General features: G+C 64.1%; 24 protein-coding genes. 12 read left to right on the forward strand and 12 right to left on the reverse strand.

What is annotated here, in order from left to right; translation table 11 throughout:
* The first annotated feature begins 13 nt into the window (after positions 1–13).
* From GFS60_RS18645 to GFS60_RS18690, 10 genes are all read left to right on the forward strand, one after another.
* A complete protein-coding gene (locus GFS60_RS18645; protein WP_159923487.1) occupies positions 14–805 on the forward strand; it encodes an enoyl-CoA hydratase/isomerase family protein in 792 nt (263 codons plus the stop codon).
* A gap of 87 nt (positions 806–892) precedes the next feature.
* Positions 893–1,780 (forward strand): amidohydrolase family protein, encoded by an 888-nt coding sequence (locus GFS60_RS18650; RefSeq protein WP_159923489.1) that lies wholly within the window; start codon positions 893–895, stop codon positions 1,778–1,780.
* Between the two features lie 37 nt (positions 1,781–1,817).
* On the forward strand, positions 1,818–3,005 hold the full coding sequence (locus GFS60_RS18655) for an acyl-CoA dehydrogenase family protein (RefSeq protein WP_159923491.1): 1,188 nt from the start codon (positions 1,818–1,820) through the stop codon (positions 3,003–3,005).
* Between the two features lie 128 nt (positions 3,006–3,133).
* Positions 3,134–3,934, forward strand: coding sequence for an enoyl-CoA hydratase/isomerase family protein (locus GFS60_RS18660; protein WP_159923493.1), 801 nt, complete (start codon positions 3,134–3,136; stop codon positions 3,932–3,934).
* Positions 3,935–4,023: 89 nt separating this feature from the next.
* A complete protein-coding gene (locus tag GFS60_RS18665; RefSeq protein WP_159923495.1) occupies positions 4,024–5,637 on the forward strand; it encodes a class I adenylate-forming enzyme family protein in 1,614 nt (537 codons plus the stop codon).
* A 167-nt stretch (positions 5,638–5,804) separates the two neighbouring features.
* Positions 5,805–6,569 (forward strand): SDR family NAD(P)-dependent oxidoreductase, encoded by a 765-nt coding sequence (locus GFS60_RS18670; protein WP_159923497.1) that lies wholly within the window; start codon positions 5,805–5,807, stop codon positions 6,567–6,569.
* A gap of 39 nt (positions 6,570–6,608) precedes the next feature.
* Positions 6,609–7,868 carry an acetyl-CoA C-acetyltransferase gene (locus GFS60_RS18675; protein ID WP_159923499.1) on the forward strand — a complete coding sequence of 420 codons (1,260 nt, stop codon included), beginning with the start codon at positions 6,609–6,611 and terminating at the stop codon, positions 7,866–7,868.
* Positions 7,869–8,055: 187 nt separating this feature from the next.
* Positions 8,056–8,805 carry a FadR/GntR family transcriptional regulator gene (locus tag GFS60_RS18680; protein ID WP_159923501.1) on the forward strand — a complete coding sequence of 250 codons (750 nt, stop codon included), beginning with the start codon at positions 8,056–8,058 and terminating at the stop codon, positions 8,803–8,805.
* A 302-nt stretch (positions 8,806–9,107) separates the two neighbouring features.
* Complete coding sequence (locus GFS60_RS18685; RefSeq protein ID WP_159923503.1) at positions 9,108–10,007, forward strand: SDR family NAD(P)-dependent oxidoreductase; 900 nt, start codon at positions 9,108–9,110, stop codon at positions 10,005–10,007.
* Positions 10,008–10,009: 2 nt separating this feature from the next.
* The gene (locus GFS60_RS18690) at positions 10,010–10,855 is read left to right on the forward strand and encodes an enoyl-CoA hydratase-related protein (RefSeq protein ID WP_236603197.1); all 846 of its coding nucleotides are present in this window, start codon (positions 10,010–10,012) and stop codon (positions 10,853–10,855) included.
* Between the two features lie 122 nt (positions 10,856–10,977).
* Here GFS60_RS18690 and GFS60_RS18695 read toward each other — a convergent pair whose 3' ends face one another.
* From GFS60_RS18695 to GFS60_RS18750, 12 genes are all read right to left on the reverse strand, one after another.
* Positions 10,978–11,943, reverse strand: a complete 966-nt coding sequence (locus tag GFS60_RS18695; RefSeq protein WP_159923507.1) for a PDR/VanB family oxidoreductase — start codon at positions 11,941–11,943, stop codon at positions 10,978–10,980.
* 433 nt (positions 11,944–12,376) lie between these two features.
* Positions 12,377–13,369, reverse strand: coding sequence for an NAD(P)H-dependent flavin oxidoreductase (locus GFS60_RS18700; RefSeq protein WP_159923509.1), 993 nt, complete (start codon positions 13,367–13,369; stop codon positions 12,377–12,379).
* A 37-nt stretch (positions 13,370–13,406) separates the two neighbouring features.
* Positions 13,407–14,165, reverse strand: a complete 759-nt coding sequence (locus GFS60_RS18705) for an enoyl-CoA hydratase/isomerase family protein (protein WP_159923511.1) — start codon at positions 14,163–14,165, stop codon at positions 13,407–13,409.
* Between the two features lie 4 nt (positions 14,166–14,169).
* Positions 14,170–15,450: a cytochrome P450 gene (locus GFS60_RS39175; protein WP_236603198.1), complete on the reverse strand. Its 1,281-nt coding sequence runs from the start codon at positions 15,448–15,450 to the stop codon at positions 14,170–14,172.
* Positions 15,447–16,169, reverse strand: a complete 723-nt coding sequence (locus GFS60_RS18715) for an enoyl-CoA hydratase-related protein (protein WP_159923513.1) — start codon at positions 16,167–16,169, stop codon at positions 15,447–15,449. Before GFS60_RS18715 ends, GFS60_RS39175 begins: the two co-directional genes overlap by 4 nt.
* The gene (locus GFS60_RS18720; protein WP_159923515.1) at positions 16,169–16,972 is read right to left on the reverse strand and encodes an SDR family NAD(P)-dependent oxidoreductase; all 804 of its coding nucleotides are present in this window, start codon (positions 16,970–16,972) and stop codon (positions 16,169–16,171) included. Before GFS60_RS18720 ends, GFS60_RS18715 begins: the two co-directional genes overlap by 1 nt.
* Positions 16,973–17,047: 75 nt before the next feature.
* Positions 17,048–17,827 carry an SDR family NAD(P)-dependent oxidoreductase gene (locus GFS60_RS18725; protein ID WP_374435841.1) on the reverse strand — a complete coding sequence of 260 codons (780 nt, stop codon included), beginning with the start codon at positions 17,825–17,827 and terminating at the stop codon, positions 17,048–17,050.
* 257 nt (positions 17,828–18,084) lie between these two features.
* The gene (locus GFS60_RS18730; protein ID WP_159923517.1) at positions 18,085–18,840 is read right to left on the reverse strand and encodes an SDR family NAD(P)-dependent oxidoreductase; all 756 of its coding nucleotides are present in this window, start codon (positions 18,838–18,840) and stop codon (positions 18,085–18,087) included.
* A gap of 229 nt (positions 18,841–19,069) precedes the next feature.
* Positions 19,070–19,858, reverse strand: a complete 789-nt coding sequence (locus tag GFS60_RS18735; protein WP_159923519.1) for an SDR family oxidoreductase — start codon at positions 19,856–19,858, stop codon at positions 19,070–19,072.
* 120 nt (positions 19,859–19,978) lie between these two features.
* Positions 19,979–21,082: a Rieske 2Fe-2S domain-containing protein gene (locus GFS60_RS18740; RefSeq protein ID WP_159923521.1), complete on the reverse strand. Its 1,104-nt coding sequence runs from the start codon at positions 21,080–21,082 to the stop codon at positions 19,979–19,981.
* A gap of 73 nt (positions 21,083–21,155) precedes the next feature.
* Positions 21,156–22,802, reverse strand: a complete 1,647-nt coding sequence (locus GFS60_RS18745; RefSeq protein WP_159923523.1) for a class I adenylate-forming enzyme family protein — start codon at positions 22,800–22,802, stop codon at positions 21,156–21,158.
* A gap of 42 nt (positions 22,803–22,844) precedes the next feature.
* Complete coding sequence (locus tag GFS60_RS18750) at positions 22,845–24,242, reverse strand: MFS transporter (protein WP_159923525.1); 1,398 nt, start codon at positions 24,240–24,242, stop codon at positions 22,845–22,847.
* Positions 24,243–24,473: 231 nt separating this feature from the next.
* On the opposite strand from GFS60_RS18750, the gene GFS60_RS18755 reads away from it, so the two are divergent.
* Positions 24,474–25,619: a CaiB/BaiF CoA transferase family protein gene (locus GFS60_RS18755; RefSeq protein ID WP_159923527.1), complete on the forward strand. Its 1,146-nt coding sequence runs from the start codon at positions 24,474–24,476 to the stop codon at positions 25,617–25,619.
* A complete protein-coding gene (locus GFS60_RS18760) occupies positions 25,603–26,340 on the forward strand; it encodes a TetR/AcrR family transcriptional regulator (RefSeq protein ID WP_236603199.1) in 738 nt (245 codons plus the stop codon). The genes GFS60_RS18755 and GFS60_RS18760 overlap by 17 nt, the downstream gene beginning before the upstream one ends.
* Positions 26,341–26,362 lie beyond the last annotated feature (22 nt).

Consider the following 26,362-nt stretch of genomic DNA (forward strand, 5'->3'; position numbering starts at 1 on the left):
GGAGGAGTGATCGATGCAGGAAATTTACTGGACGTTCGACGAGGGCGTCGGCACGATCACGCTTAACCGGCCGGATGCCCGTAACGCTTTCACTTTCGCGATGATTCGCGAGTGGGAGCGTCTGATCCGTCATGCAGGCGACGATGACGACGTCCGTGTCGTCGTCCTGACCGGGGCAGGCGACAAGGCGTTCTGCTCGGGTGTGGATCTGGGACAGATCTCCAATGCCGATTCCGGACTGACTCCGATCGAGCGAAAAGCACAGTTACACGACGAGATACATAGAGTGGCCCGGGCAATGGCAACTCTCGACAAACCGGTGATCGCCGCGATCAACGGCGTGGCGGTCGGAGCAGGCCTCGACATGGCCCTCATGTGTGACATGCGGATCATGTCGTCGACCGCATCACTGTCCGAGGGATATATCCGTGTCGGGCTGACGCCCGGCGACGGTGGAGCCTATTATCTGCCGAGAATCGTCGGCACGTCCAAGGCGCTGGAGATGCTGCTGACCGGCGACTTCGTCTCGGCGGACGAGGCCCTTCGTATCGGATTGGCCAACCGAGTAGCGCCTGCGGAAGACTTCGCAGATGAGACCCGTGCGTTCGCGCAGTCCATCGCACGGCACGCGCCGCTGACGAGCCGGATGATCAAGCGGATCACTTACCAATCGGCCGGCGCAGATCTGAATACCGCACTCGATCTTGCGTCCTCACACTTCGCCGTCATTGCGGCGACCGAGGACTCGGCCGAGGCGTTATCGGCGATGAAGGAGAAGCGGGCACCGGTCTATCGAGGCCGGTAGCCCTCTGATGAGACCGCCGCAAAGTCGGTCAGGCCAAAGGGGATCGTGCGGCGATGTGCCGACCCCGACGATAGCGAGGAGATGGACATGACAGATCAAACGGCGGGGTCCGCGGAGCCGGAAGTGTTCGATGCCTGGATCAACCTGCCTTACCAGCCGGGAGAGGTCACGCCCGACCCCTCCGTTGTGGCGAGGTTCAAACGGGGAAACAGCGCCTACGAGGGCGGTGAGACGATCGCCGATGTAGTAGCCGAGATGGACCGACTAGGTATCGCGTCCGGCGTGCTGACCAAGGTGCCACGCGACATCACGCCCCCGTTCGTGCACGGCACGAAGTCCGGCGAGCAGGTGCTGCGTGAGACGTGTACGCGGCTGGCCGAGATTCAGCGTGACTACCCGGGCCGCTTCGTCACCTCGGTCGGCATCGACCCACGACTAGGTTACGATGCTGCACGCCATGTTCGTATCGCAGTGCGGGAGTATGGGATCAAGTGCATCCGTATCATTCCGATGTTCACCGGCATCGCCATCGACGACAAGCTGGCCTACCCGGCCTACACCGCCGCCTGCGACGAGGGTGCGGTCGTCTCGATCAATGTCGGCGTACCGGGGCCGATGAAGCCCGCGAAGCTTCAGCGCACGATTCTGATCGATGAGGTCGCCCTCACCTTCCCGGACCTGAAGCTCGTGATGAGCCATTTGGGTGACCCGTGGATCAGCGAGACGATCGCCATGCTGATCAAGCACCCCAACGTTTTCGCCATGACGGCGGGATGGGCTCCGAAGTACGTCCCCGAGGAAATTCTCACCTTTGCGCAACGCCGCAATCCGCGCAAGCTCATGTGGGCCTCGGACTATCCGATCCTGCCGATCGAACGCACGATCGAGGAGGGCCGCGCCCTGCCTCTTGCCGGTGCCGCCCGGGACGGCTACCTCGGTGCCAACGCAGTCGAGGTATTCGGGAAGCCGAGTTGATCATTTTACCGCCCGTCTAGGATCAGGATTCCACGACATGGACAACGATTTCGCCCCGAACGTCGCCGACTTCCGCGAGGAGGTTCGAACGTGGTTCTCCGAGCATCTGGTCGGAGACTTTGCCGCGCACCGCGGTATCGGCAGTCCCACCGACGACACCGCGTGGGATCTCAGGGTCGAATGGGAGCGCGAACTCTCCCGAGACGGCTGGCTGGGTCTGACGTGGCCCACTCGCTACGGCGGTAGAGGGCTCGGCCTCGCCGAGGAGATTGTATTCGAGTACGAGTACGCGCGTGCTGCTGCACCGGCGAGGGTCAGCACCCAGGCGCTCGATCTGCTCGGTCCGACCCTGATCGCCTGTGGCACCGAAGAGCAACGCCAACGCTTCCTGCCGAAGATCCTCGCGGTCGAGGAGATGTGGGGGCAGGGGTGGAGCGAACCCGGTGCGGGTTCGGATCTGGCCGACGTGCGCACGCGCGCCACTCTGGATGCCGAGAATGTATGGCACGTCAACGGCCAGAAGATCTGGACCACCTTTGGGCATAACGCGGACTGGCTCTACGTGCTCTGTCGTACCGATCCGGATCTGTCGTTGCGCCACCGGGGATTGTCGCTGCTCCTGATCGACGTCGCCCAGGACGGAGTCGAGATCCGGCCGATCGAGAACATCGTCCGGTCGACCGAGTTCAGCGAGTGCTTCTTCAACGATGCACAGACTCCGCTCGATCTCACCGTGGGTGAGGTCAACGGTGGATGGCCGGTCGTGATTACGACCCTCGGGTTCGAGCGAGGGAGCGCCCTGATGCCGATACAGCTCGGTATGGAGCGGGAGTACGACGCCATGCTCGACCTGGCCCGACGCGGTGGTGCGATTGACGATCCCGCGATCCGTCGACGCCTCGTGGACGTGTATATCGGCGTCAAGCTCATGCGCGCGACGAACCTGCGGGTGGTCGCGGACCTCCTCGACGACGAAGCCCCGCAGCCGGGCGCAGCGACGGCCGCCGCTTCCGTTACGACGAAACTCTTCGCCTCGACGCACCATCAGCGCATGGGCGAGCTCGCCATGGACATCGTGGGAGCGGAATCATTGTTCGAGGGAACCGAGCCTGCCGCAGGAATGCGAAAGCTGTTCCTGTCGTCACGCGCGGAGACCATCTACGGTGGCACCGCCGAGATCCAGCGCAATATTGCCTCCGAGCGCCTGCTGGGACTTCCGCGCTGATCGTCCCCTACCACCCGGACGGCGATCGAACTCTGATGGCTGTGGCGACTGCGATAAGCCGATCCGGACCGCCTCTTCGATCCGAACCGCAAACTCTGCGCTACACAGCGCGATTGAAAGGACTGACCATGGATGTCGACGAGTCGCTGCTCCTGGTGTCGGAGCCCGCAACGGGTGTTGCAATGATCACCCTCAATCGTCCCGAGAGTCTCAATGCCCTCACTTGGCCACTGATCGACGAGCTACGCAGGGTCCTGTCGGAGGTGCACCGGCAGCACGATGTGCGCGTAGTTGTCCTTACCGGTGCCGGTCGCGCGTTCTGTGCTGGCTCCGATGTGGGGGGTGCCCGAGGGCGCAGTGACGTGGATATCCCGACCCGTTTCGAGGCACAGCGCCGCACGTCCGGTCTGGCGCTGGCCGTGCGTCAGCTTCGGCAGCCGGTAATCGCGGCGATCAACGGTCCGGCCGTCGGCGCGGGCCTCGGACTCGCACTTGCTACCGATGTGCGGATCGCCGGCGAGTCGGGTTCGTTCCGTGATGGTGCGATCCGAATGGGGCTGAGCGCGTGCGAGGGCGGGATCAGCTGGAGTCTCCCGCGTCTGGTGGGGACGTCCAACGCGCTCGAGTTGATGCTGACCAATCGGTTGGTTTCGGCGGGGGAGGCGGAGCGGCGCGGGATCGTCTCGGCTGTCCACCCCGACGACGAGTTGCTTCCTGCAGCCATTGACATGGCCGCGCAGATCGCGGGTTTCTCACCGTTCGGGCTCGAAGCGACGAAGGAAGCATTCTGGGCGAACCAGAATTGTGGCTTCGGCGAGGCGGTTGACCGGGAGAACCGTACTCAGATACTCGCGGTGAATACCGCGGATTCACGGGAAGCGATGTCGGCCTTCCTCGAGCACCGAAAGCCGGTGTTCGAGGGCCGGTGACGGTTCGGACCGGGGCGGCAGTTGGCCGGTGTACACGATCTCGGAGCCCGGACACCCGCGATCGGCGAGCGAGTGAGGTGTGAGTAATCGTGACTGAATTATGCAGGCTACCCGAGCTGGGCGAGAGCGCCCGTCCCGGTTGGTCGTATCTACCTCATGGTGCGGTCGACCACAACCCGACCGGCACAGCCAGGACCGTCGACGACTGGTTCTCCGATGTCGCGAGGCGGCATCCGGCTCGGGTTGCGATCTCCTGGCTCGACGGGACGACGGTGTGCAAGTTGACCTGGGGTGAGCTCTTCGCTCGGGCCACCTCGGTGGGTGCGGCTCTCCGCGATCGTCCCCTCCGGCATCGGAGGGTGGGGTTGTTGGGGCGTGAGCGGGTTTCGTGGATGGTGGCGATGTATGGTGCCGCTCGCGCCGGATGCGCGGTCGTGCCCATGCCGTCCGGTGAGACGGCGGAGGGTCTCGCTGCCCGTGGTGCGCAAGTCGGCATTGATCTGCTCGTTACGGTCGGGGAGGTACCCATCGCCGACTCCACGCTGCTGGTACCGGAAGTGGTGAGCGTGGGCGAACTCGAAAATGTCGGAGTCGGTTTCCGAGATCATTCGGATGGCGCGCACGCTGATGACCCATTCCTTTTGCAGTTCACATCGGGTACGACCGGACAACCCAAGGTGGCCGTGCTATCCCATCGAGCCGTGCTGGGGTCGGCTCGGCACTATGCGGCCGCTGCCGGCGCCACCGACGGAGCCGTTCTACTCAATCCGCTGCCCCTCGAGCATGTCGGCGGCGTCGTCGGAGGGGTGATGAGCGCGCTGATGACTGCGGGAACCTATGTCGCAGTGGAACGGATCGACCCCCGCTCGACGGTCGAAGCCATCCGGAGACTCCGGCCTGGCATTGTCGGGATCGTGCCGACAATGGTCATCGACATCCTGTCCTTGGACGGTGTCGTGGCGGACGACTTTGCCTCGGTCGCGGCCGTTGTTGGCGGTGCGACCAGTGTCGATCCGGTGCTCATCGATTCGCTCGAGGAGCGACTGGATACCAGGTTCCTCGTGGCGTACGGCCAGAGCGAGGCTCCGTGCATGACGATGAGTTCGCCCGATGATCCGCCCTACGAACGAACTCGTACGCTCGGTCGGCCGCTACCGGAACGGGATTACTGCGTAAGCGCGGATGGACGTCTCGTCGAGGAGGGAACGGTCGGTGAGTTGTGTGTTCGTGGGCCGCTCATCATGTCGGGCTATCTCGACTCCAGTGGGCAAACGGTCTCGGTGTGCGACGAGCATGGATGGATGCGCACCGGGGATCTGTGCTCGATGAGCCAGGGGGTTGTCACCTTCCACTCACGCATTCGAGAGGTCGTGATCCGGGGTGGCGAGAACCTTTATCCCGCGGAGATCGAGTCCGTGATCGCCCGCATGGCGGGTGTGGAGGAGGTGGTGGTGTTCGGCATGCCAGATCCGAGGCTCGGGGAGCAGCCGGTCGCAGCGGTGCGACTCGTGCCGGGATCGACGATCACCGACACCGACCTCGCGGAGTACGTGAGCGCGTGTTTACCCCGGCAGAAGCAGCCGACGCGGTGGTTCCTCGTCGAGGACTTTCCCCGTACCTCCACCGGCAAGGTGCGCAGGCTTGCCCTTGCCGGGCAGCTCGGACGACGGGATGGGCAACCGGTAGTCCGGGGCCAAGATTAGTGCAATAATTAATCTGTATTCCCGAGCGGAGGCATGGTCGACCAGATCGTGCCGGCTTGGCGGTGGGATGCCGCGAGCGTCTCGCTCCGAGACACAGTCTGTGCCGCATCGCCGGACACCGGTGCGATGCGGAAGAGTCGAATTCAATCAACAAGCGAGGAGTGCAGATGTCGTCGTTGTCCGGGCGCGTAGCCCTGGTCACGGGTGCCGCGGGGGCTGGGATAGGCAAGGCGATCGCCACCAGGCTGGCAGCGGAAGGTGCGACGGTCGTCGTCACGGATTCGCACGAGCGTCGGCTGGCGGAGGCAGTGACCGACATCCGCCATGCGACCGGAGGTACCGCCGTCGGGCACGTGCTCGACGTCGGTGACCGCGAGCAGATCGTGGCCGTGACCGACGCCGTTCGCGCGGAGTTGGGACCGATCTCGATCCTGGTGAACAACGCGGCGGTGAACGTGATCGGGTCGATCTTCGATTACGAGCCGGCCTCGTGGGACCAGGTGCTCGCGGTCAATCTAACTGGTCCGTGGATGCTTTCCCGGCAGGCCATGAACCACATGCGTGATGCTGGAGCGCCTGGAGTGATCCTTAACGTGTCGACCTACGCTCCGGATGTCGGTGGTGAAGGGATCGAGACGCCCTATGCGGTCAGCAAGGGCGGCCTCAGCGTGTTGACCCGTTGCTGCGCCCATGAGGGAGGGCCCCACGGGATCCGGGTCAACACCCTGTCGATGGGCATGGTGACCGGGACCCGCTTCACCGACACGCTGCATCCGGAGATGCAGGAGGGCGAGCGGGTCAAGACGGCCCTGGGACGGCTGCCGCGCGTCGAGGACATCGTCGAGGCCGCGGCGTTCCTGGTGTCGGACCGCTCCGCATCCATCACCGGCGAGATCGTGAACATTTCTGCGGGATCGCACATGCGGTACTGACTCGATTTCATAGACGAGAAACTCAACTGGAGGAGACCAATGGCAGAGGCAGTGATCGTCGCCGCCGCGCGCACACCGATCGGGCGCGCGTACAAGGGCGCCTTACGTGACATGCGCCCCGACGACCTGGCTGCGACAGCGGTGCGGGCCGCTGCGACGCAGCTCCCTGCGCTTGACCCGAGTGAGATCAAGGACCTCATGCTCGGGTGCGGCGCGCCGGGAGGTGAACAGGGCTTCAATATGGGACGGGTGGTTGCCACGCTGCTGGGGTGGGACACCGTCCCCGGAACGACCATCACCAGGTACTGCGCGTCCAGCGTGCAGACGACGCGGATGGCAATGCACGCAATCCGTGCGGGCGAGGGCGACGTCTTCGTCGCAGCGGGCGTCGAGGCAATCAGCAGGGGACGGCGTGGCCACGCGGACACCCCACCCGTCGACGAGAATGCAGATCCCCGGGATCGCTCCGCGAATCCGTGGACGAATCCACTCTTCTCGTCTGCCCAAGCACTGACCCGCGAGCGCACGCAGGGTGATGCCCCCGTTTGGCAGGATCCCCGGACGTCCGGTGGTCTGCCGGATGTGTACATCGCAATGGGACAGACCGCGGAGAATGTCGCTCAGGCGTACAACGTTTCGCGGCAGGAACAGGACGAGTTCGCGCTGCGTTCCCAGACGCTCTATCAGCAGGCCGCCGAGGCCGGCTTCTGGAAACGGGAAATCACTCCGATCACGCTGCCTGATGGCCAGGTGCTGGATCGTGACGAAAGTCCCCGTGCCGGAACCACGCTCGAAAAGCTGGCGGCATTGTCTCCGGCATTCCGGCCGGACGGAACCGTCACCGCAGGCAACGCGTGCCCACTCAATGACGGCGCTGCGGCGCTGATCATCATGTCCGATCGGAAGGCTGCAGAGCTGGGAATCACCCCTCTGGCACGTATCGTTTCGACAGGGGTGTCCGCCCTGTCGCCCGAGATCATGGGACTCGGGCCGATCGCCGCCACCCGCAACGCACTCGCGAACGCCGGGATGTCGGTCGGGGACATCGACCTCTTCGAGATCAACGAGGCGTTCGCTGCTCAGGTGATCCCCTCCTACAAGGAACTGGGGATCCCGCTCGACCGGCTGAACGTCAATGGCGGCGGCATCGCTGCAGGTCACCCCTTCGGAATGACCGGTGCTCGCATCGCGACAACGTTGATGAACTCCATGCGGTGGCATGACAAGCAGTTCGGGCTCGAGACGATGTGTGTGGGCGGCGGTCAGGGTATGGCAATGATCTTGGAGCGCCTGAGCTGAGGACCCGCTGCGTCCGCCAGTAGCTCGCCCCGTCGAGGCATCGGTGACCGATGCGCCCTTGTCATCCCTGCAGAGCAGGGGGCGGGACTGTTCTCTCTTCTATGGCCCTAGGTGGGCGATGGCCCCGGCCGACCTGTGGGTTGATATGATTGAATGATTGCACGATTGACCGCCGAATGGAGGGCATATGTCGGTTGGTACAGAGTCGTCGTTGGTGCGGGTTCCGAAGGCCGGTGAACTGGTAGCGGCCAAGTTGAGGCGACAGATCGTGACCGGCGAGCTGAAGCCCGGGGACCCGCTCCCCGGTGAGTCCGCGCTCATGGAGCGGTACGGTGTGTCCCGGCCGACCATGCGTGAGGCATTTCGCATCCTCGAGTCGGAATCCATCATCGTCGTGCTGCGAGGCGCCCACGGAGGCGCGCGGGTTCTGGCGCCTGACGAGTCGGTTGCGGCGCGTCACATGGGCTTGCTCTTGCAGTACCAGGGAGTGGCACTGGCCGATGTCTATCGCGCTCGCACAGAGGTCGAGATTGCCGCTCTGCGCGCGTGGGGAGGCAACGAGCCGGACCTGAAGAGGCTGACCGAGCTCGTTGAGGAGGGGCGTAGTTTGCTCGGGGATCCGGTCGGGTTCGCGAAACTCGACACTCGGATCCATCAGGCGATCGTGGACCTGGCTGGGTCTCAGACAATGTCCATCATGATGGGGATGCTCCTGCACATCATGGATGCGCACAACCGTCTATACATTGTCACTCACGGCCCCGAGCATGAGCTCGTCGTCGACCAGTTGGCGTACCGGTCCTACCGGCGGCTGTTGAAACTGTTGAGAGAGGGCGACGTCGACAGCGCAGTAGCCCACTGGCTTCGCCACCTTCGCAAGGTGGCCAACGTCATGCTCGACGATTCCGGGACGACACTCGTCGAAGTACTGTCGTAGAACCACCCTGCGATTCGCAAAGGGCGCGTGATGTCATCACGCGCCCTTTTTCTTTGTCCGATAACGACATCCGGAACCGCAACCGTCGCGGCCTGCCTAAGGTCGCGAACGGTTGGCTCCAGCTCGAGATTAAGGTATAAATAACTAACTGATTAAGCTCTTGGTTGTATGGGCCGCAGATCTTCGGCCGAATGCGGTTGGAAGGTCGCCGCCTCCCTGGACCCCCGGTTGACCGAGGGCGAGCTCAGTCAATTCCAGATTCGGAAGAACCCACGAGTTCGGTATACACAAGGAGAAGTTGTATGGGTCTGCATGATAATCGTGTCGTCGTCGTGACAGGTGCGGGCCGCGGCATCGGCCGTGAGCATGCCCTCGAGTTCGCCCGCCAGGGGGCCAAGGTGGTCGTCAACGACCTAGGGTCGGTGGACGAGACCGTCGCCGAGATCCGGGACGCCGGGGGCGAGGCAATCGGAAACAACGACGATGTCTCCGACTGGGACGGTGCCGGCCGCCTCATCCAGTCCGCACTGGACGCCTTCGGCGATCTGCACGTTCTGGTCAACAACGCCGGAATTCTGCGTGACAAGATGTTTGTGAACATGGATGTCGACATGTGGGATGACGTCATGCGGGTCCACCTTCGGGGAACGTTCTGCCCGACCCGGCATGCCGTGAACTACTGGCGGGCCAAGCACAAGGAGGGCGACCCCGTGCAGAATCCCAGCATCGTCAACACGTCCTCACCCTCAGGTCTGTACGGCAATGTCGGCCAGTCCAACTATGGAACGGCGAAGGCGGCGATCGCCGGGCTCACGGTGATCCTTGCGGATGAACTCGCGCGGCTGGGAGTTACGGTCAATGCGATTGCCCCCAGCGCACTCACACAGATGACTGCCGGACTCGACGCCTACGTCGCGCATCTGGAGCAGATCAAAGAGAAGACGGGCTTCGACTACGGTTCACCGGCAAACATCGCTCCGCCGGTGGTGTGGCTGTCCTCGCCGGAGGCTGCGTCCATCACCGGCCGCGTCTTCAACGTCAAGGGCGGCAAGATCGGTGTGGCGGAGACCTGGGTTGCGGGGCCGGAAGAAGAGCGGTTCGAAAAATGGGATTCGGCCCAGCTCGGCGAGGTCATTCCCCGCCTGGTGGCCTCGGCTCGCCCCAATTCCGACGGTTCCGGCAACCCGCGTGTGGGCGGCTGACAGTGCCGACCCACGGGATCAGCATCGAGCGGGACGGGGCGGTCGCGGTCGTGTGGCTCGATCGCCCCGACCGTGGCAACGGGTTCACCTCCGCGATGCAGGTCGAGTTGCATGATCAGCTCGCTACACTCGACTGCGAAGATGACGTTCGAGCGATCGTCGTCACCGGCCGAGGGCGGTTCTTCTCCACCGGCGCTGACATGGACCCCGAGGGCACGAACTTCGCTTTCGATGAGGACCGGACCCGGCGAGCACGCCTCATGATGCGCCATCGACCACGCCCATGGAAGATGCGCACCCCGATTATTGCCGCGATGAACGGATCAGCGGTCGGTCTCGGTCTGACCTTCCCTCTGCAGTGGGATATCCGGGTCGTCAACGAGGAGGCCAAGTACGGGTTCGTATTTACCCGGCGCGGTCTTATACCGGAACAGAATTCGCTGTGGCTCCTGCCGAAACTGGTTGGTCTTGCGACTGCAACGGAGCTTCTCCTCACCGGTCGGCTCTTCAGTGGTGCCGAAGCCCGACAGATGGGAATCGCCACCCACGCGGTACCTGCTGACCAAGTGCTTGACACCGCCATGGGACTGGCCTCTGAGATCGCCCGCTGTACTAGTCCCGCTGCGGTCGGCGTGACGAAGCAGTTGCTCTACTCGCTTCTCTCAGAAGCCGACCGAGAGGTGGCCTTCCACCAGGAATGGGAGATCTTTCGCGATCTGGGGAGTCAGCCCGACTCGGCGGAAGGAGTGGCCTCGTTCATCGAGAAACGTGATCCGAACTTCACCTCCGGAAAGCATTACGAGATCGCTGGCGTCGGCTCCAGGGCCTGGGAGCGCCCCAAGATCTGACCGCCAGTGCCCGGTACCCATATATCTCATGCCTGACAGATAAAGTGCCCGGCTCCGCGGATGCGGAGCCGGGCACTTCTCGCTGTGTCCCCCGACGATATCGACTGGGAAACGCCCTGGAGTCAGAGCTCGAGAACGAGCCGGGGACAGGCGGCACGCGAGACACAGATGTACATTCGGTCGTTAGCTGCCTGCTCCTCCGCGCTGAGAATCGAATCGCGATGCTCCACTTCGCCGGCCAGGACCGTAGTCTCGCAGGTTCCGCAGGTTCCGTCCTGGCACGAAGAGTACACATCGACGTCGGCGTCCTGTAAAACCTGGAGAACCGAGCGGTCCGGGGGAACGACGAGAACCGTTCCGCTATCGGACAGTTCGACTTCAAACGAGCCCGTGGAGGTCTCCTGGTCGAACTCCTTGGGCTCGAAGCGCTCCATGTGCACCGATCCGACCGGCCAGCCAGCAGTGCGCTCCTCGATCGCCTGCAGCAGGCCGCTGGGTCCGCAGGTGTAGACCAGTGTCTCTGCGCGATGCCCGTCCAGCACAGTGGCTAGGTCGATAAGTCCGACCTCGTCCTCCGGATAAAGCCGGACTCGATCGCCGGACAGCGTGGTGATCTCGTCCAAGAAACCCATCGACTGCCGCGAGCGACCGCCGTAATGCAGTTCCCATTCCGCACCGGAGGCCTCGGCGGCGGAGATCATGGGAAGCAACGGCGTAATACCGATACCGCCGGCGATGAACACGTAACGGGGGGAGGGGAGCATATGGAAGTGGTTCCGCGGCCCCTTGACCTCAATCGCGGCCCCGACGCCGACCTCGTCCACTATGTAGGACGAGCCACCCCTGCTGGCCGGATCCCGCAGGATTCCGACACGATAAGTGCCGTTGTCGGAGGGAGTGCCACACAGGGAGTACTGGCGTGTCATGCCATTCGGGAGACAGAGGTCGATGTGGGCGCCCGGATCCCAGGGGGGCAGAGGGGCTGATGTGGAATTCTCGAGTTCCAGCACCACCACGCCCTCGGCGACCGCGTCACGTCGGCGAACTCGAAGGTGAAGATGGGCCTCGTCTCGGCCGGATACTGCCATGGTGGCTCCTTGGACTGTTGCGGTATTTGGAAGTGTGCGCGACACCCGCGCGGCTCAACGTCATTGACATCGAAGGATTACAGTCGGCTTTTCATCGACGTGAAAATCCAGATTGACCCGGCACTGTGGTGGACGTCAACACCAGATTGTCGGCAGTGCGTCGCTGCTACCTCTGCCGGCGACTCCGACGCGAGATCGATTTCGCGACCGTCGATGACCCGTCGGGTTCAGATCCGCTCGGCTGCCGGGTCTATGGTCGATCTGATGACGCCGCCGGACAGCTAGTGGGTACACCGCCGGAGCACTGTCGACTACGCCCTGTGCTTCGGCCTGCCTATCACCAGTACGTTCTTCGGCACGGTTATCGCTTCTCCTTTGCGGGCCAGCGGAACTCCGTCACCGCGCCTGGTGAAGTGTCGATGATCTCAGGGTGTCAGACCGAGACGGGTGAATCGGTGGCGACCAGGTCGAATAGACGGGACCGGATCAGCGACTCGGCGTCACCGACTATTCCGTTCACCAGGTCCGCGACCGTGGGTATGTCGTGGACCAGGCCCTGTGCCATTCCCGCAGTCCAGATGCCGTAATCCAGGTCTCCGGTGACGTACACCTCCCGTCCCCGCTTGCCCGCCACAAGATCACGAACATGATCGAACGTCGCTCCGCCGCGCAGCATCTCGACCACGCGTTCGCTGACGGCATTGCGAGCCACCCTCGAGGTGTTCTTCAGCTCGCGGAAGATGAGATCGGTCTGACGGATATCGGCCTCGAGAATGCGGTTCTTTACGTTCGGGTGTATCTCGGCTTCGGCGGTGCACATGAATCGCGTGCCCATGTTGATGCCGTCCGCGCCCAGTGCCAAGGCGGCGACGAGACCACGTCCGTCCGCGAATCCGCCGGAGGCGATGATCGGAATCTCCAGTTCGTCCGCGGCTGCTGGGATCAACACCAGGCCGGGGATGTCGTCCTCGCCTGCGTGTCCCGCGCATTCGAAACCGTCGATACTGACGGCATCGACGCCGAGTTTCTGAGCGGAGACCGCATGGCGCACGGTGGTGCACTTGTGCACCACCGTGACTCCGGCTGCCTTGAAGTCGTCGAGGTGTTCCACCGGGTTGGAGCCGGCGGTCTCGACGATCTTGATCCCGGACTCGATGATCGCGCGCCGGTACTCGGCGTACGGTGGCGGCGAGATGGACGGCAAGATCGTCAGGTTTACGCCGAACGGTTCGGAGGTGAGAGACCGGCATCTCTCGATCTCCTCGCGCAGCGCTGCCGGTGTGGGTTGAGTCAGCGCGGACAGGAACCCCAGTGCGCCGGAGTTCGCCACGGCGGCCACCAGCGGAGCGGTTGCTACCCACTGCATTCCGCCCTGTACCACTGGGTGACGGGTACCGACGAGATCGGTCAGGCTGGTTCTGATCATAGGAGCTCCAGTTCGATTCGAGAGTGCATCGTGACAGTCACGACTTCGTCTGTCCTTCTACGAAGATGCGATGCTCAGCGGAAGCCATGCTGTATCGCTCGGTCATCAGAGAGTGGCCGACGGGTCCGGTCAAACTCGATTCCAGGTACATATTGAGGGCACGCTTCGTGTCTTGGAGCGCACCCGGCGGCTGCGCGGCCAGACGGTGCGCGATCGTGGTGGCCTCGGTGAGAACGTCGTCACGTGGTACGACCCGATTGGCGATGCCCATCGACTTCGCCTCCTCGGCGCCGATACGCCCTCCCAAGAGCAGCATCTCCTTTGCCCGGAGCAGGCCGACATGCAGCGGCCAGGCCACCCCGCCGTCTCCACAGACCAACCCGACGGCGATGTGCGGATCGGCGATGAAAGCGGATTCCGACATCACCACGAAGTCGCTGAAGGCGAGGAAGCTCGCGCCCAGGCCGACGGCCGGACCGTTGACGGCAGCGACAATTGGAAGCGGGAAGTGGACTAGTTCGACGAGAAGACGGCGGGCTTCATCGACATTGCGCCAGCGACCTACCGGATCCAGCGATAGTTGCATCATCTCGTAGTCCCCGCCGGCGCTGAACGCCTTGCCGGCTCCGGTCACGACCACAGCTCGCGCCTCGCTGTCGTCGGCGAGCTGTCGCCACAGCGAGAGAAATGCGTGGTGCATCGTGACGCTGGTGGCGTTGCGACTCTCGGGCCGATTGAGTGTGACGATTCGCACGGGCCCGTCGGACTCGATGAGGATCTCGGGTTCCTCGGTCATGAGATCAGGCGCCTTCCGAATCGAGGTGTGGAGCGTCCCATCGGACCGGGAGGGTCTGACGGCCCCAAAGGTGGAACTGAGGGATCCGCTCGGACTCCCCGTCGAGCCGAAGATGGGGCAGACGGGTACGGAGAAGCTCGAGAGCCCGGTTCCCTTCGGCGCGGGCCAGCGGCGCACCGAGACAGAAGTGTGCACCCCCACCGAAGGCCAGATGCCGACGAAGAAACTTCATGGGGCGGTCGAGGCGGAACTCGTCCGGATCCTCCCACTGTTGCGGATCCCGATTCGCAGATCCGAACAGCAGCATGACCTTCGACTTCTCGGGGATCGGGCAGCCGGAGACAGTCACGTCGTCGGCGGTGGTACGAAACAGTCCCAGGACGGGCGGATCCATCCGGAGACTCTCTTCGATTGCCGGTTGAATCAGTTTGCCGTCCTCAACGATCCGATCCCACAGCGACGGCGTCGAGAGTAGGCGATATGTGACGTTCGTGAGCATCGAGGTGGTCGTGTCGTTACCCCCGGTGAGGGCGGTGGCCAGCACGTAATCAATCTCGGAAGGCGTCAGGGTACGGTCGCCGTACTTCTTGACGAGCATGAAGCTCAGCAGGTCGTTCGGAAGGACGGTTCCGAGATGTGTCTCGTCGGGCACCTCGATCGAGGCGCCTCGAAGCAGTTCCCGCCGGCGCTCCAGGTGTGGCTCGAAGTACGCGTGAAGTCGGCGGGCCGCGGGGGCTACACCGTTCTGTTCCGGAATGCAGAAGGCCCCGAGGAACTCGTCGGTCATTTCCTTGATCTCGAGTGCGTCCTCGGGGGGGACGCCGATGAGCTGCGCGATGATCCTGATCGGGAGCAACACCGCGAACTCGGATGCGAAGTCACCCTGTACCCGGTCGTCGGCTGTCATCTCGTCGATGAGATCGTTGATCGTCGAGTCGATGAGATCGGCGTAGACGACACCGGCATTGGCCGGCAACCAGGTTCGGAACAGCGCGCGGAAGTCACGACTGTCCTCGGCGTCCTGATTGAATCCGATGGCGCGGTGGAACTGGGGGCTGCTCCCGTACCGGGCAGACCATCGCGCGGCCTCGGCGTCGTTCAGGGCGGCAAAGATGTCCGAGAACCGGGTGAGGCTGTAAAACTCGGGCGAGAACTCGGCAGTGTGGCGAACGGGACACTCTTCTCGCGCCTTGCCGAACGCGGCGAACGGATCGTCCGCGAACTCCGCCGACATCGGATTGAAATCTTCGTCCACCATCGGACCTGTGAAGTCGTGATTACTCATGTGGCTGTCTTCCATGCTCGGCCCCTCTTTTTGTGCTCCTGAAGTGCTGCTGCTTCCAGCCGTAGACCTTCTGCCGGCGATACCCGGACGATGTCGACGCACAGTTGTTTGACCGTCGACGCCAAGTCGGGGTCCATCGCGGCGATCCGGCTCGCCAACGCGACTGCGTGCTGGCGGAGGTGCTCTGCCGGAACTACTTCGGTCACCAACCCGAGCCGCAGAGCGACGTCCGCCGGCAGCGGATCATTTGCAAGGATCATTCTTCTGGACCAGCTCTGCCCGACGGCCCGGGGCAGGTGAACGGTCAGCCCGCTTCCGCTCATCGCACCGATCTTCAGGTGTGTATCGCGGAACACTGCGTCAGGAGTTGCGATCAGCATGTCGCATGCGAGGGCGAGCTCCAGTCCACCGGTGACCGCAGGACCGTTGATTGCGCCCACCAACGGCTTCGGAAATGAGTGCGCGCGCCGGATGGCGTCGCCGACAACTCCGCGGGGCGCATCCGGTTTGCTGAATTCGGCGAGGTCGAGGCCGGCGCAGAAGCCCTTGCCTGCGCCGATCAAGACGACGGAGTGGACGGCGTTCTCCGTTGCAGCTCTGTCCATCTCGGCGACCAGCCGACGCGCGAGCGTGCTGGTGAGTGCGTTGCGTGCATCGGGTCGATTGAGGGTCCAGACTTCGACGCCGCCGGGCTGTCCCTGGACAAGTAGCTCGCTCATCAGTACGAATCCCAGAGAACGGAGTACCCACCGTCGACATTAACCGTCTGCCCGTTGATGTAGCCGCCTGCTTCGGAAGCCAGGAGCAGGGCGAGACCTGCGAATTCGCGCGCCTCACCTACTCGTCCCGCGGGGCAGCGATCCAGATACCGGCGCAGCCGACCCTCGTCGGACAACACCGCCTCAGCCTGCCGCGTCTCGAACAGCGCTGGCGCGATTGCATTCGCGCGAATCCCGTGTTTTCCGTACTCGCACGCAAGATTGCGGGCCATCTGGGCCAAGGCTGCCTTGGTAATGCCGTAGGGGCCGTTGTCCGAACTTCCGAGGGTCGATCCGATGACGGACGACGTGAAGATGATCCTGCCCCACCCCTGATCCACCATATGTGGCAGCACCTCGCGACAGAACCAGTGGGCCGACATGATGCTGCTGTCGATGAACTTGGTCAGAGTGCGATCCTCGAGGTCGGTCGTTTCGCCGACCCAGATGTTCATTCCGGCGTGCAACAGCAGCGCATCGATCTGGCCCACCTCTGCACGTGTCCGGGCCATCAGGTCGGTGACCGAGTCACGGTGGCCGATGTTGGCCACGATCGGGTGGGCGCGGTCGGCGCCGACCGCCTCGTTGACCTGGGCGGCCGCAGCGCCGGTACTTTCGGTGTCACGCCCGACGATGACTACGTCGGCACCATGCCGGGCGAGTTCGTGAGCCGCGGCGAAACCCATGCCGCGAGTGGATCCGGTGACGAGGGCGACGCGCCCTGTCATGGAGAAGATGTCTGAGTCGGTAGAGGCGATTGCCATCGCGGCGACGTCCTGTTCGTAGGGAGTTTTGCGTCGGGGTCGGGTTATGGTCGACAAGAGCTCGGTGGACACCGGTCAACGTGGGGTGAAGCGCTGCGCGCCGTCGAGGCGAACGACCTCCCCGTTGAGGTAGTGGTTGGTCAGCATGCCGAGCGCGAGATCCGCGAACTCCGATGTTCTACCAAGCCGTTTCGGAAAGGGAACGTTGGAGCGGAATTTCTGCAGTGCCTGCTCGCCGACGGTTTCCATCATCGCTGTCTGCATGGTGCCAGGGGCGATCGTGTTGAGTCGAATACCGAAGGTACCGAGGTCGCGGGCACCGGCCAGCGTCAGTCCGATGACGCCGGCCTTCGCCGCCGCATAGGCGCTCTGGCCGATCTGACCCTCGTACCCAGCGATCGACGCCGTTTGAACTATGGCACCGCGCTCGCCGTCGTCGTCCGGATCATTGGTGGCCATGTGCGCGCTGACCAGTCGCAGAACGTTGTAGGTTCCGGTGAGATACAGGTCCAGCGTCCTGGTGAATCCGTCGAGAGAGGCAGGGGAACCGTCCCGCTGGACGATGCGCTCGGCAACGCCCCATCCGCCGTGGGCAAGGACAGCGGAACGCAGGTGGCCGAGACGGGATGCGGCCTCGATCGCCGCCGAGACGCTGTCGGAATCGGTGACGTCGGTGCGTGCGTACACCACGGAACCGGCCAGCTCGTCGGCCAATTCACGGGACCGATCGTCGGCGAGGTCGGCGATGACTACTGCTGCGCCGTGCTCGTGCAGTCGACGGACGACCGCCTCGCCCAGGCCCCCGGCGCCACCGGTGACGATGGCAGCGGTGCCGGACAGATTCATCGAGGTCATGGTTTCCTCCCTTCGTCTCGATTCGACCGGGTGCGGATCGCGGTCGAGCCGCGACGCCCTCAATAAGACAAACTATCTACCGGATTAACTTCGGTCAAGGCAAGCGGTAGAGACCGTCCGGAACCCGGGCATCGTCCACGACGAGGTCACGCACCGGGCGTGGGAGGCGCACGGTGCGTGACAGGGTCGGGCGCGGAAGGGGCGGACGTGTGGGTGACCGACGGCGACGCGGTTCCGATGTCGATGTCTTCCGGTGACTACCGGAACTTCGACCGGCCCCCGTCGGCGAACAGCGTGCGTCCCGTCATGTAGTCCGAGTACGGACTGCTGAGGAACACGACGATACGGCCGATGTCGTCGACGGGGTGCCCCATGCGCTTGATCGGACGCTCTAGCATCTTGTCGAGCTGCTCGTCGGTGAGACCGGCCTTGACGCGTTCCCACGCGGGTGACGAACCCGTCGGGACGATGACGTTCACGGTGATGCCGTACCGCCCCCACTCTGTTGCGACCGCCTTCGTCAGGCCACGAACCGCTTCCTTCGCAGCCGCATAGGTGGCCATGGTAGCGCCACCCTCGGTGCCGGCGTTCGAGCCGAAATTGACGACCTTCCCGCCCCTTTCGCGGAGGTGCGGGAAACATGCCTGCATGCAGTTGAAGGTTCCGAGAACCGAGGACCGATAGGCATCGAGGAGGTCGTCGGAGGTGGCGTCTTCGAAGGGCACGAACCGGAGGGTCATCGCGTTGTTGACGAGTATGTCGAGCCTGCCGAACTCGGACACAGTGGTGGCCACGGCGGCGTCGACCGCAGTGCGGTCCCGGACATCGCAGGCGACGGCCAGGGCGGAGCGGCCGGCCGCAGTGAGGTCGTCGGCCACCTTCCGTGCGTTAGCGGGCGAGATGTCGGCGATCACTACGGCTGCGCCGTCCGCGGCCAGTGCGTGAGCGGTTCCTTCACCCAAGCCCTGCCCCGCACCCGTGATCAAGGCGACCTTGTTATCCAGTAAACCCATTGTGATTCCCCTAGATTCATCGTTGTGACGTGGTCACGGATGCCTGAGCCACAGGGCGGTGCGTATCGGTGCGTATCGGTACGTCGAGGTTCCGATATCCCAGATGCGTCAACTACCGCTGCATTCGGTCGGGCGTTTCCGGCATTGGCAAGGTCAAAGTCGCTCTTGTATGCCATGGCCCAGTCGGCGAAGGCAGCTGCGGCGATCCGGCCGATGTCCCCGGCAGCAATCAGGAGGTCGCGGGCAGTCCGAAGCCGGGCACCAGCCTGCGGTGCGTGTCCTGCAGTCCGGCGATGTAGGCGTCGGGATCGGTCGCCCGGAGGGCATACTCCTCCATTACGGGCGGGTAGGTGGTCGAGAGGAAGCGGTCACTCTCGATGAGATCGATCAGCATCGTCGCGGCGGCCTCCGATGTCACCGCGGTGCGGACGGACTCCCGCACGTATTCGTTGTCGTCCGCATGAGCAATGAGCATCGGGGTGAGCATGCCCTTCGGGCAGAAGCAACTGGTGATCACCCCTCGCGGACCGTAGGTCATGGCCATCCACTCGGCGAGGGCGAGTTCGGCGTGCTTGGAGGCTGCGTAGGCGGCCGACATGGGGTTGGTTGTCAGCGCGTTGGCCGAGGCGACCATGGCGAAGTGTCCCTCGCCGCGCTCGATCCAGGCGGGAAGCAGGGCGCGGGTGGCGTACACGACTCCCATGACGTGCACATCCCACATCCGCTGCCAGATGCCGTCATCGCTGAAGGGGGTGGTCTGCGCGCCGATCCCGGCGTTGTGCACCCAGATGTCGACGCCACCGAGTTGATCGACGGCGGCGCGGATCTGTGCCTCATCGGTGACGTCGGCGGTGATCGGGATCCCGCCGACCTCGGCAGCGATTTTCTCCGCTGCCTCGGCGTTGAGATCGATCACCCCGATGCGCGCGGCGCCTCGTTCACGGGCGATGCGGCAGGCCTGCGCGCCCAGTCCTGCTCCGCCGCCGGTGATCGCGACTATGCGACCGGACAACTTCATTTCGATTCCTTCACTGGTGGGGACGTCTGGACTGATTCCGTGGTCCGAGGCTCACTGCGACCACTGTGGGTGCCGAAACAATGGTGGGCGCCCCGGAAAGCCCGGGTACCCACCACATGATCAGCGCGCGGCGCCCTGCGCTTCGAAGGCCGCACGCTCGGGCGCATCGGGGCCCGCGTCGGTTCCGGCGGTCTGCAGGTGCGGAGTCGACGCACTGCCGAGTTCCCCGTCCGGGTAGAACTGCATGGCCCACTTGCGGATTGCACGGAAGCCCTTACCCTCGGCCGTGGCCAGCGCCGGCGGGTCGGAGTACTTCTGGTGCTTCCAGATGACGATATCTGCCTCGAACTGGTTGTTGGCGTAGCGCTGCCGTCGCTCGAGCGATGCCGGTTGGTGCGGAGAATCGTCGCCAGGGATTCGGTCCAGCCACACCGATGACCGGATGTCCGAGGTCTCGTCGTCGACCGGCGTCACAGTGACAATCACCCGCTGGTTGTCCGGGCCCTCGAACGCGGCCATGCCGATACCGAGACCGATGTTGATCACGTGGCCGAAGCCGTGGACGGCCCCGTTCGGTGTGAGCACCGTCTTGTCCTTTGTTGCGCCGAAGACCATCTCGAAGTCCACGTAGGCGATTGGTCCTTCGAATTCCTGGCGGAGGGATACCGGAAGATTGGCGGCACGATGCACGAACTTGAAGTGCGCGAGGTCGACGCTGTTTTCCATCACGTACTGCGGGTGAAGCTCGAGCCCGGAGTACGACAAGGTGCCCTCCGGGTAGGTGCGGTAGAAGTCCTTGGCGGTGCGGCCGTCCGAGTAGGCCTCGAACACATCCAGCACGTCGAAGAATGGTTCGCGCCCCTCGAGGTCATGCCAGATGTAGACGCTTTCATTCTTCTCGACCACCGGCCAGGTGCGCATTCGACGCGTCGGGTTCGGACGATCCTGGTAGGGGATGCATACGTTGCGTCCCTGCCCGTTCCACTCCCATCCGTGGAATGGGCAGATTATCCGGTCTTCCTCGATCCGGCCCCCATGACCGAGGTGGGCGCCCAGATGCTCGCAGTAGGCGTCCATGACTGTGAGGTTTCCGGAGGTCGACCGCCAGGCGACCATCTCCTGACCGAAGTACTTCATTCGATGGACTTGGCCGGGTTCGATCTCGGCGGACCAGGCAACCTGGAACCAACCGGTGGGTTTCATCGACAATGCGGGCTTGACCATGTATACGTTCCCTTCGAACTAGTGCGAAATAGGCCGCTGTCGGCCGGTGGAGTCAACGACTCTGGATGGGGGCTTATCGCGTCGGGCTCCAGTCCGGTGCCTCGACGAGCCTGTCCCAGGCGTTCTCGGGCAGACCCTTTTCCCGGAGCTTGTACTTTTGCACCTTGCTGGTCGGTGTCATCGGGAACTTCTCGACCTGGTGGACGTAGCGTGGGACGAAGAAGTAGGGAGCATGTTCGTCGATGTAGCGGCACAACGCGAGCGGGTCGATCGTCGTCCCGGGCTCGGGGAGCACGTAGAGCAGCAGCTCGTACTCGTGCAGCTGGGATGCGTACTCGATGTCGGTGGGTCGGACACCCACCGCGGCGGTGTCCACGACACCGGGGAAGGCTCGAGCAATGTGCTCGACCTCGAAGGACGACAGGTTCCGGCCCTTGAACCGCAGCGAGTCCTTCTTGCGGTCGACGAAGAACATCTCGCCGTCTGCGTCCTTTCGCCCCAGGTCGCCGGTGTGGTACCAGAGATTGCGGAAGGCCTCGGCGGTCTTGTCGGGTGCGTGGAAGTAACCGTTGAAGATGGTGAAAGGCTGGCGAGGCCGGATGCAGAACTCGCCGACCTCGTCGACACCGACCTCCCGATCGTATTTATCCAAAAGCGCCGTTTCCACCAGATCATCCGGCTTCGGGACGCCGCAGGCTCCTGCCTTCAGGCCCCAGTCGTCCCGGTACATGACCGCGCCCAAAACCTCGCTCTGCCCGTATCCGGAGAACACGGTCTCGATGCCCCAGCGCTTCTTTGCCACCTCGATCAAATCCGGCACCGGCGGATTCATCACTAGACTGCGCAGGGTGTTATCGCGTTCCGCCGCAGTCGGCTTCTGCTGGGACAGGAACACGTGCATCGTCCCGAGCATCATGGTGTGGTGCGCGTCGTAGAACCTGATGCGGTTCCAATAGTCGCGCACCGAGAAGCGCTTGTCGATGCCCGCCTTCGCTCCGGTGACCAGGGCCGCGTAGACGTTCATCGACCAGCCGCTGGAGTTGTACATCGGTACGCAACCGTAGAAATTCTCACCTTCGCGCACGCCACCACGAATGTCGTTGTGGTGCAGGGCATGGGAGATCCAGGCGTTGTGCGGCTGCTCGACGCCCTTGGAGCGGCCGGTGGTCCCGGAGGTCCACATGATCGAGTTGGTGTCACCGTAGTACCAGTCCGGGGTGGTCGTGATCCCGGCATGCTCAGCGAAATCGACCAGCCGGTGCACGGTGACACCCGGGAGCCGGGTGTCGAGATCGGTCGGAAGATCGCCATTCACGACCAGATGATCGAAATTCGTCTCGGCCAGGCTCGTGATCGTGGGCAGTAGGTGGGCGTCGACGACCAGAACGCGGGATCGGATGTCCTGCAACAGCTCCTGCAGCCATTCGCCGCGGTACTCGGTGCTGACCGGCGACCACATCGCGCCGGCCTGGTTGGCCCCGAAGGCGGTGATCGCCATCTCGGGCGAGTTGTCCATGAACATGGCGACCGTGTCACCCCGGCCGACCCCGAGCTCGGACAGCGCTCCTGCGTTGCGCCGGGATCGTTCCCACACCTCGCCGTAACTGTGAGTGCCGTGTTCTCCGGCCAGGAAGATCTGGTCCGGTACGGCCTCCGCTTGTCGGCGCAGGACGGTGGTAACTACCCGCTCGTCTGGGTCGGTGAGGTTGACAAGGTGCATGGGGGCGAGCCTCTCGCAGGGAAGGATCTTGAAGGGAGGAGGTTAGGAACTTGGCTCAGCCGATCGGGAGCTGATGCTGCCGCGTAATCCGAGGCCGAGGAGGGCGATGGTTACCCACGCGGCCAGCAGGACCCAGCCGATGATGCCGGCGCCGTACGCGTGGAGCGCGGCCGCAACGGTGAAGGGGAAGACGATGCTCCACAGTCGGCCGGAGGAGTATGCCATGCCAGCACCGGTCGAGCGTAGTGCCGAGGGGTACTCGTCCATCATTGCAGCATTCAACACTGGCGAGAACCAGGCGATCAACACGAAGTGGACGAAGGCCATCACCGCGATGACTCCAGCCGCCGGCACGATGCCAAAGAGCAGGCCAACGATGCCCGCGACCACTGCGACGCCGAAGAACTGGGCCTTACGAGGCAGCCGGTCGGCGAACGCGAAGGCGAGGAGCATGCCCACCGGGGCACCGACGATGGCGACCATGGTGATGGTGAGTAGCGTCTCGCTGTCGAATCCCCGCATTTGCAGGATGGTCGCCAGCCAAACCGAGAACACCTGGGTAACAGTCGAATACACGATCCATATCGCCATGAGGATGATAGTCGGCCGGAGCAACTTCCCACGGAAGGCTGCGCGCCAGCCACTGCCCTGAACCGATTCCTCCTCCGCGGCGACCTCGGCCATACTGTGCTTGACCACCGCTGGGGGGAGAGCCGTGCCGACGGCCTGCTCGACGCCGCGCTCGAGCCGTTGAAGCTCTCGTTCGGCATCCTCGGGACGGCCTCGGGAGAGCAACCACAGCGGCGACTCGGGGAGGCGGAACAGCAGGCCGAGGGCGAGCAGGCCAAGGCCACCGATGGCGAACAGCCAACGCCAGGCGTGGGGGTCCAGCGGAATGATGGTCCGGCCCAGGATCGCCACCGTGGCGCCGCCGATACCGCCGAAGAAGGCGGTCAGGGCGACACGTGAGCCGCGGCGGTGGACGGGCGAGACCTCGACGAGGTAGGTCATAGCCACGACGAAGATGATGCCCATACCGATCGCGGTCACCAGGCGGAGGACGCCGAAGGCTATCAGGCCGCTGGCGAAGACGTGGGCGAGCGAGCCCAGAGACGCCAAGACGAGGCCCACTCTCAGGATGGGCAACCGTCCGTGCCGGTCGGCCACTCGGCCACCGATCAGCGCGCCGATCAGCATGCCGGTGAAGGTCACGGAGACCAGGGTCGCGATGTTGTTGAGGGAGAAGCCTTCCCCGGCCCGCATCGCTGGGGCCACGATTCCGAAGGCCGACTGGTCGTAGAGGTCGAAGAAGTAGGCGGCCGCGGTGGCGACCATGATGCGCAGCGCAATGCCCTTGGCGGGGAGTCGGGACAGGCGTGCGGCAATTGCGGCGGCATCCAGCGAGGCCGGAACGGTCTCGCTGGTGGGGGTACTCGACATTGATCGCTCCAGTGGGTGAGGTAACCGAAGAGTGGAGGGGTTGCCGAAAAGGGCGCACGTTCTCTTGACAAATCGCGCGTCCTCGAGCGGTGTCTGCATCGACTTGAGGTGGCGGAGGCCGGGTGGATTCGGTCGAATCCACGAACCGGATCTCTAGTCACATCACTCCAAGCGATGGGATCTACGCTACTGACTTGACAGCTATGTCGCAAGTGCAACATTGTTGTCACCATGAATGGATACCAACCACTGGCAGGCATCAAGGTCCTCGATCTGGGGATTCTCATTCCTGCGGCATTGACCTCCGGAAAGCTCGCTGCTCTCGGCGCCGATGTGGTGAAGGTTGAGCAGCCGCCCGCCGGCGACCGCATCCGCAAGATCCCCCCATTCGCTCCCGACGGCGGCAGCCCCCAGCACATGAGCCAGAACTGGGGTAAGCGGTCGATCGCGCTGGACGTCCGGGACAAGGCCGACCGGGAGACCCTCATCGCCCTGGTGCGTGCGGCGGATGTCGTCGTCGAGAATCAGCTCGCGGGTTTCTGGCTGGAGGCGGGCGTCGACTTCGCCGAGCTCCGGAAGGAGCGACCGGAGTTGGTGATCTGCTCGATCACCGGTTTCGGGCAGACCGGCCCCTGGGCGGGCCTGCCTGCACACGGCCTCAATGTCGACGCCCTCGCTGACGGGATCAACCTCGTCTGGGAGGACGGCAGGCCGCACCGCGGCTGGGCCTTTACCTCTTGGGGCAACGAGCTTGGTGCACTCTCGGCGGTGGCCGGCACGTGTGCGGCGATCGCGTCCGTCCGGGCCGGTGGCGAGGGTGCCTGGGTCGACGTATCCTGCTGGGATGCCCTGGTCGAAACCCATCGCACCGAGATCGCGATGACGCACCGCACCGGCAAGGCATTCTCCTATCGGGACACTCCGCGGCAGGCGCTCTACACCACCTACCTGTCTTCGGACGGAGTGCCGATCCTCATCGGCGCGCTCGAGCATAAGTTCTGGAAGCGTTTCTGTGCGGGCATCGGTCGGGAGGACCTGGTGTCCCACCACGAGGGCGGCGAACTCGAATACGGCGACGCGGATGCGGCCCTCGAAGCAGAGCTCGAAACCGTGTTCGCAAAGGAAGACGCGGCGACCTGGATGGAGCGCTTCCGAACCTGGGACGTGCCGGGCGGGCCAGTGCTCGATGTCCAGGGCTTCATGGCAAGTGATCACTTCGCCGCCCGCGAGATCATGTCGGGGTCGGAGGGTGAGTGGCCCACCGTGGCCACCGCGATCCGATGGCACCACACCGGAACGCGCGCCGGCGACAGCCTGACCCCCCCGCCGGACTTCAATGTGCACGCGGATGGGATTCGCCGTGACTGGCTCGGCTGAGCCCGCCGAGCCCCGAGACCTCGGCCGTTCGTCAGCGCGCACGGAGCTGATGAGGGCCGAGGTCAGGCGCGTCGCGGCGGAGGTGTTCGCCACCCGCGGGTCCGACGCGACCGGGCTGCAGGACGTCGCGGACAGGATGGGGATCAGCAGATCCGCCCTGTACCGCTACTTTCCGAGTCGGGACGCCTTGGTGAGTGAGATTGTCGCCGAGCACGCCGAGCGGGCGGCGAAGATCATGGCCGAGACCATTCCTGACAGCTCGCCCGAGGTGCGGCTGCACGACCTGGTCCGGAGCCTCGCCTCCTTCGCGATTGAACACCCACAGACGACGCGGATGGTCGACACCATCTGGCCGGTGCTTCCAGAGGCTGCCCAGACGATCGTGCGGGACTTCAACCGGTCGTTCTTCGCCTCCCTGCGCGGAGTCATCGTGGTCGGAATCGAGACCGGGGTTTTCCGGGACGTCGATCCCGGTGTAGCGGCGCAGACGATGGCCTCGGTGACACGTTCGCTGGCGATCTGGTTCGATGCCGGAGGCCGACTCAGCGCGGAGCAAGTCGCCGAACAAATCGCTTCGATCGCGGTGGCCGGGTTGCTCGCCCCGTCGGCGGCGACGTCGGCGGTTCTGGATTCGGCACAACGGGCAGCGACGGCAGTCCGATCCGAACTGGACCGACTCGAGCGAATTCTCGGGCAGGCGAGGCCCGTCGACGACGCGTAAGGATGTGCGAGCGGTCGGCACG

It is taken from the genome of Rhodococcus sp. WAY2 (assembly GCF_009859915.1).
In the GTDB taxonomy this organism is placed as follows: Bacteria; Actinomycetota; Actinomycetes; order Mycobacteriales; family Mycobacteriaceae; genus Rhodococcus_F; species Rhodococcus_F oxybenzonivorans.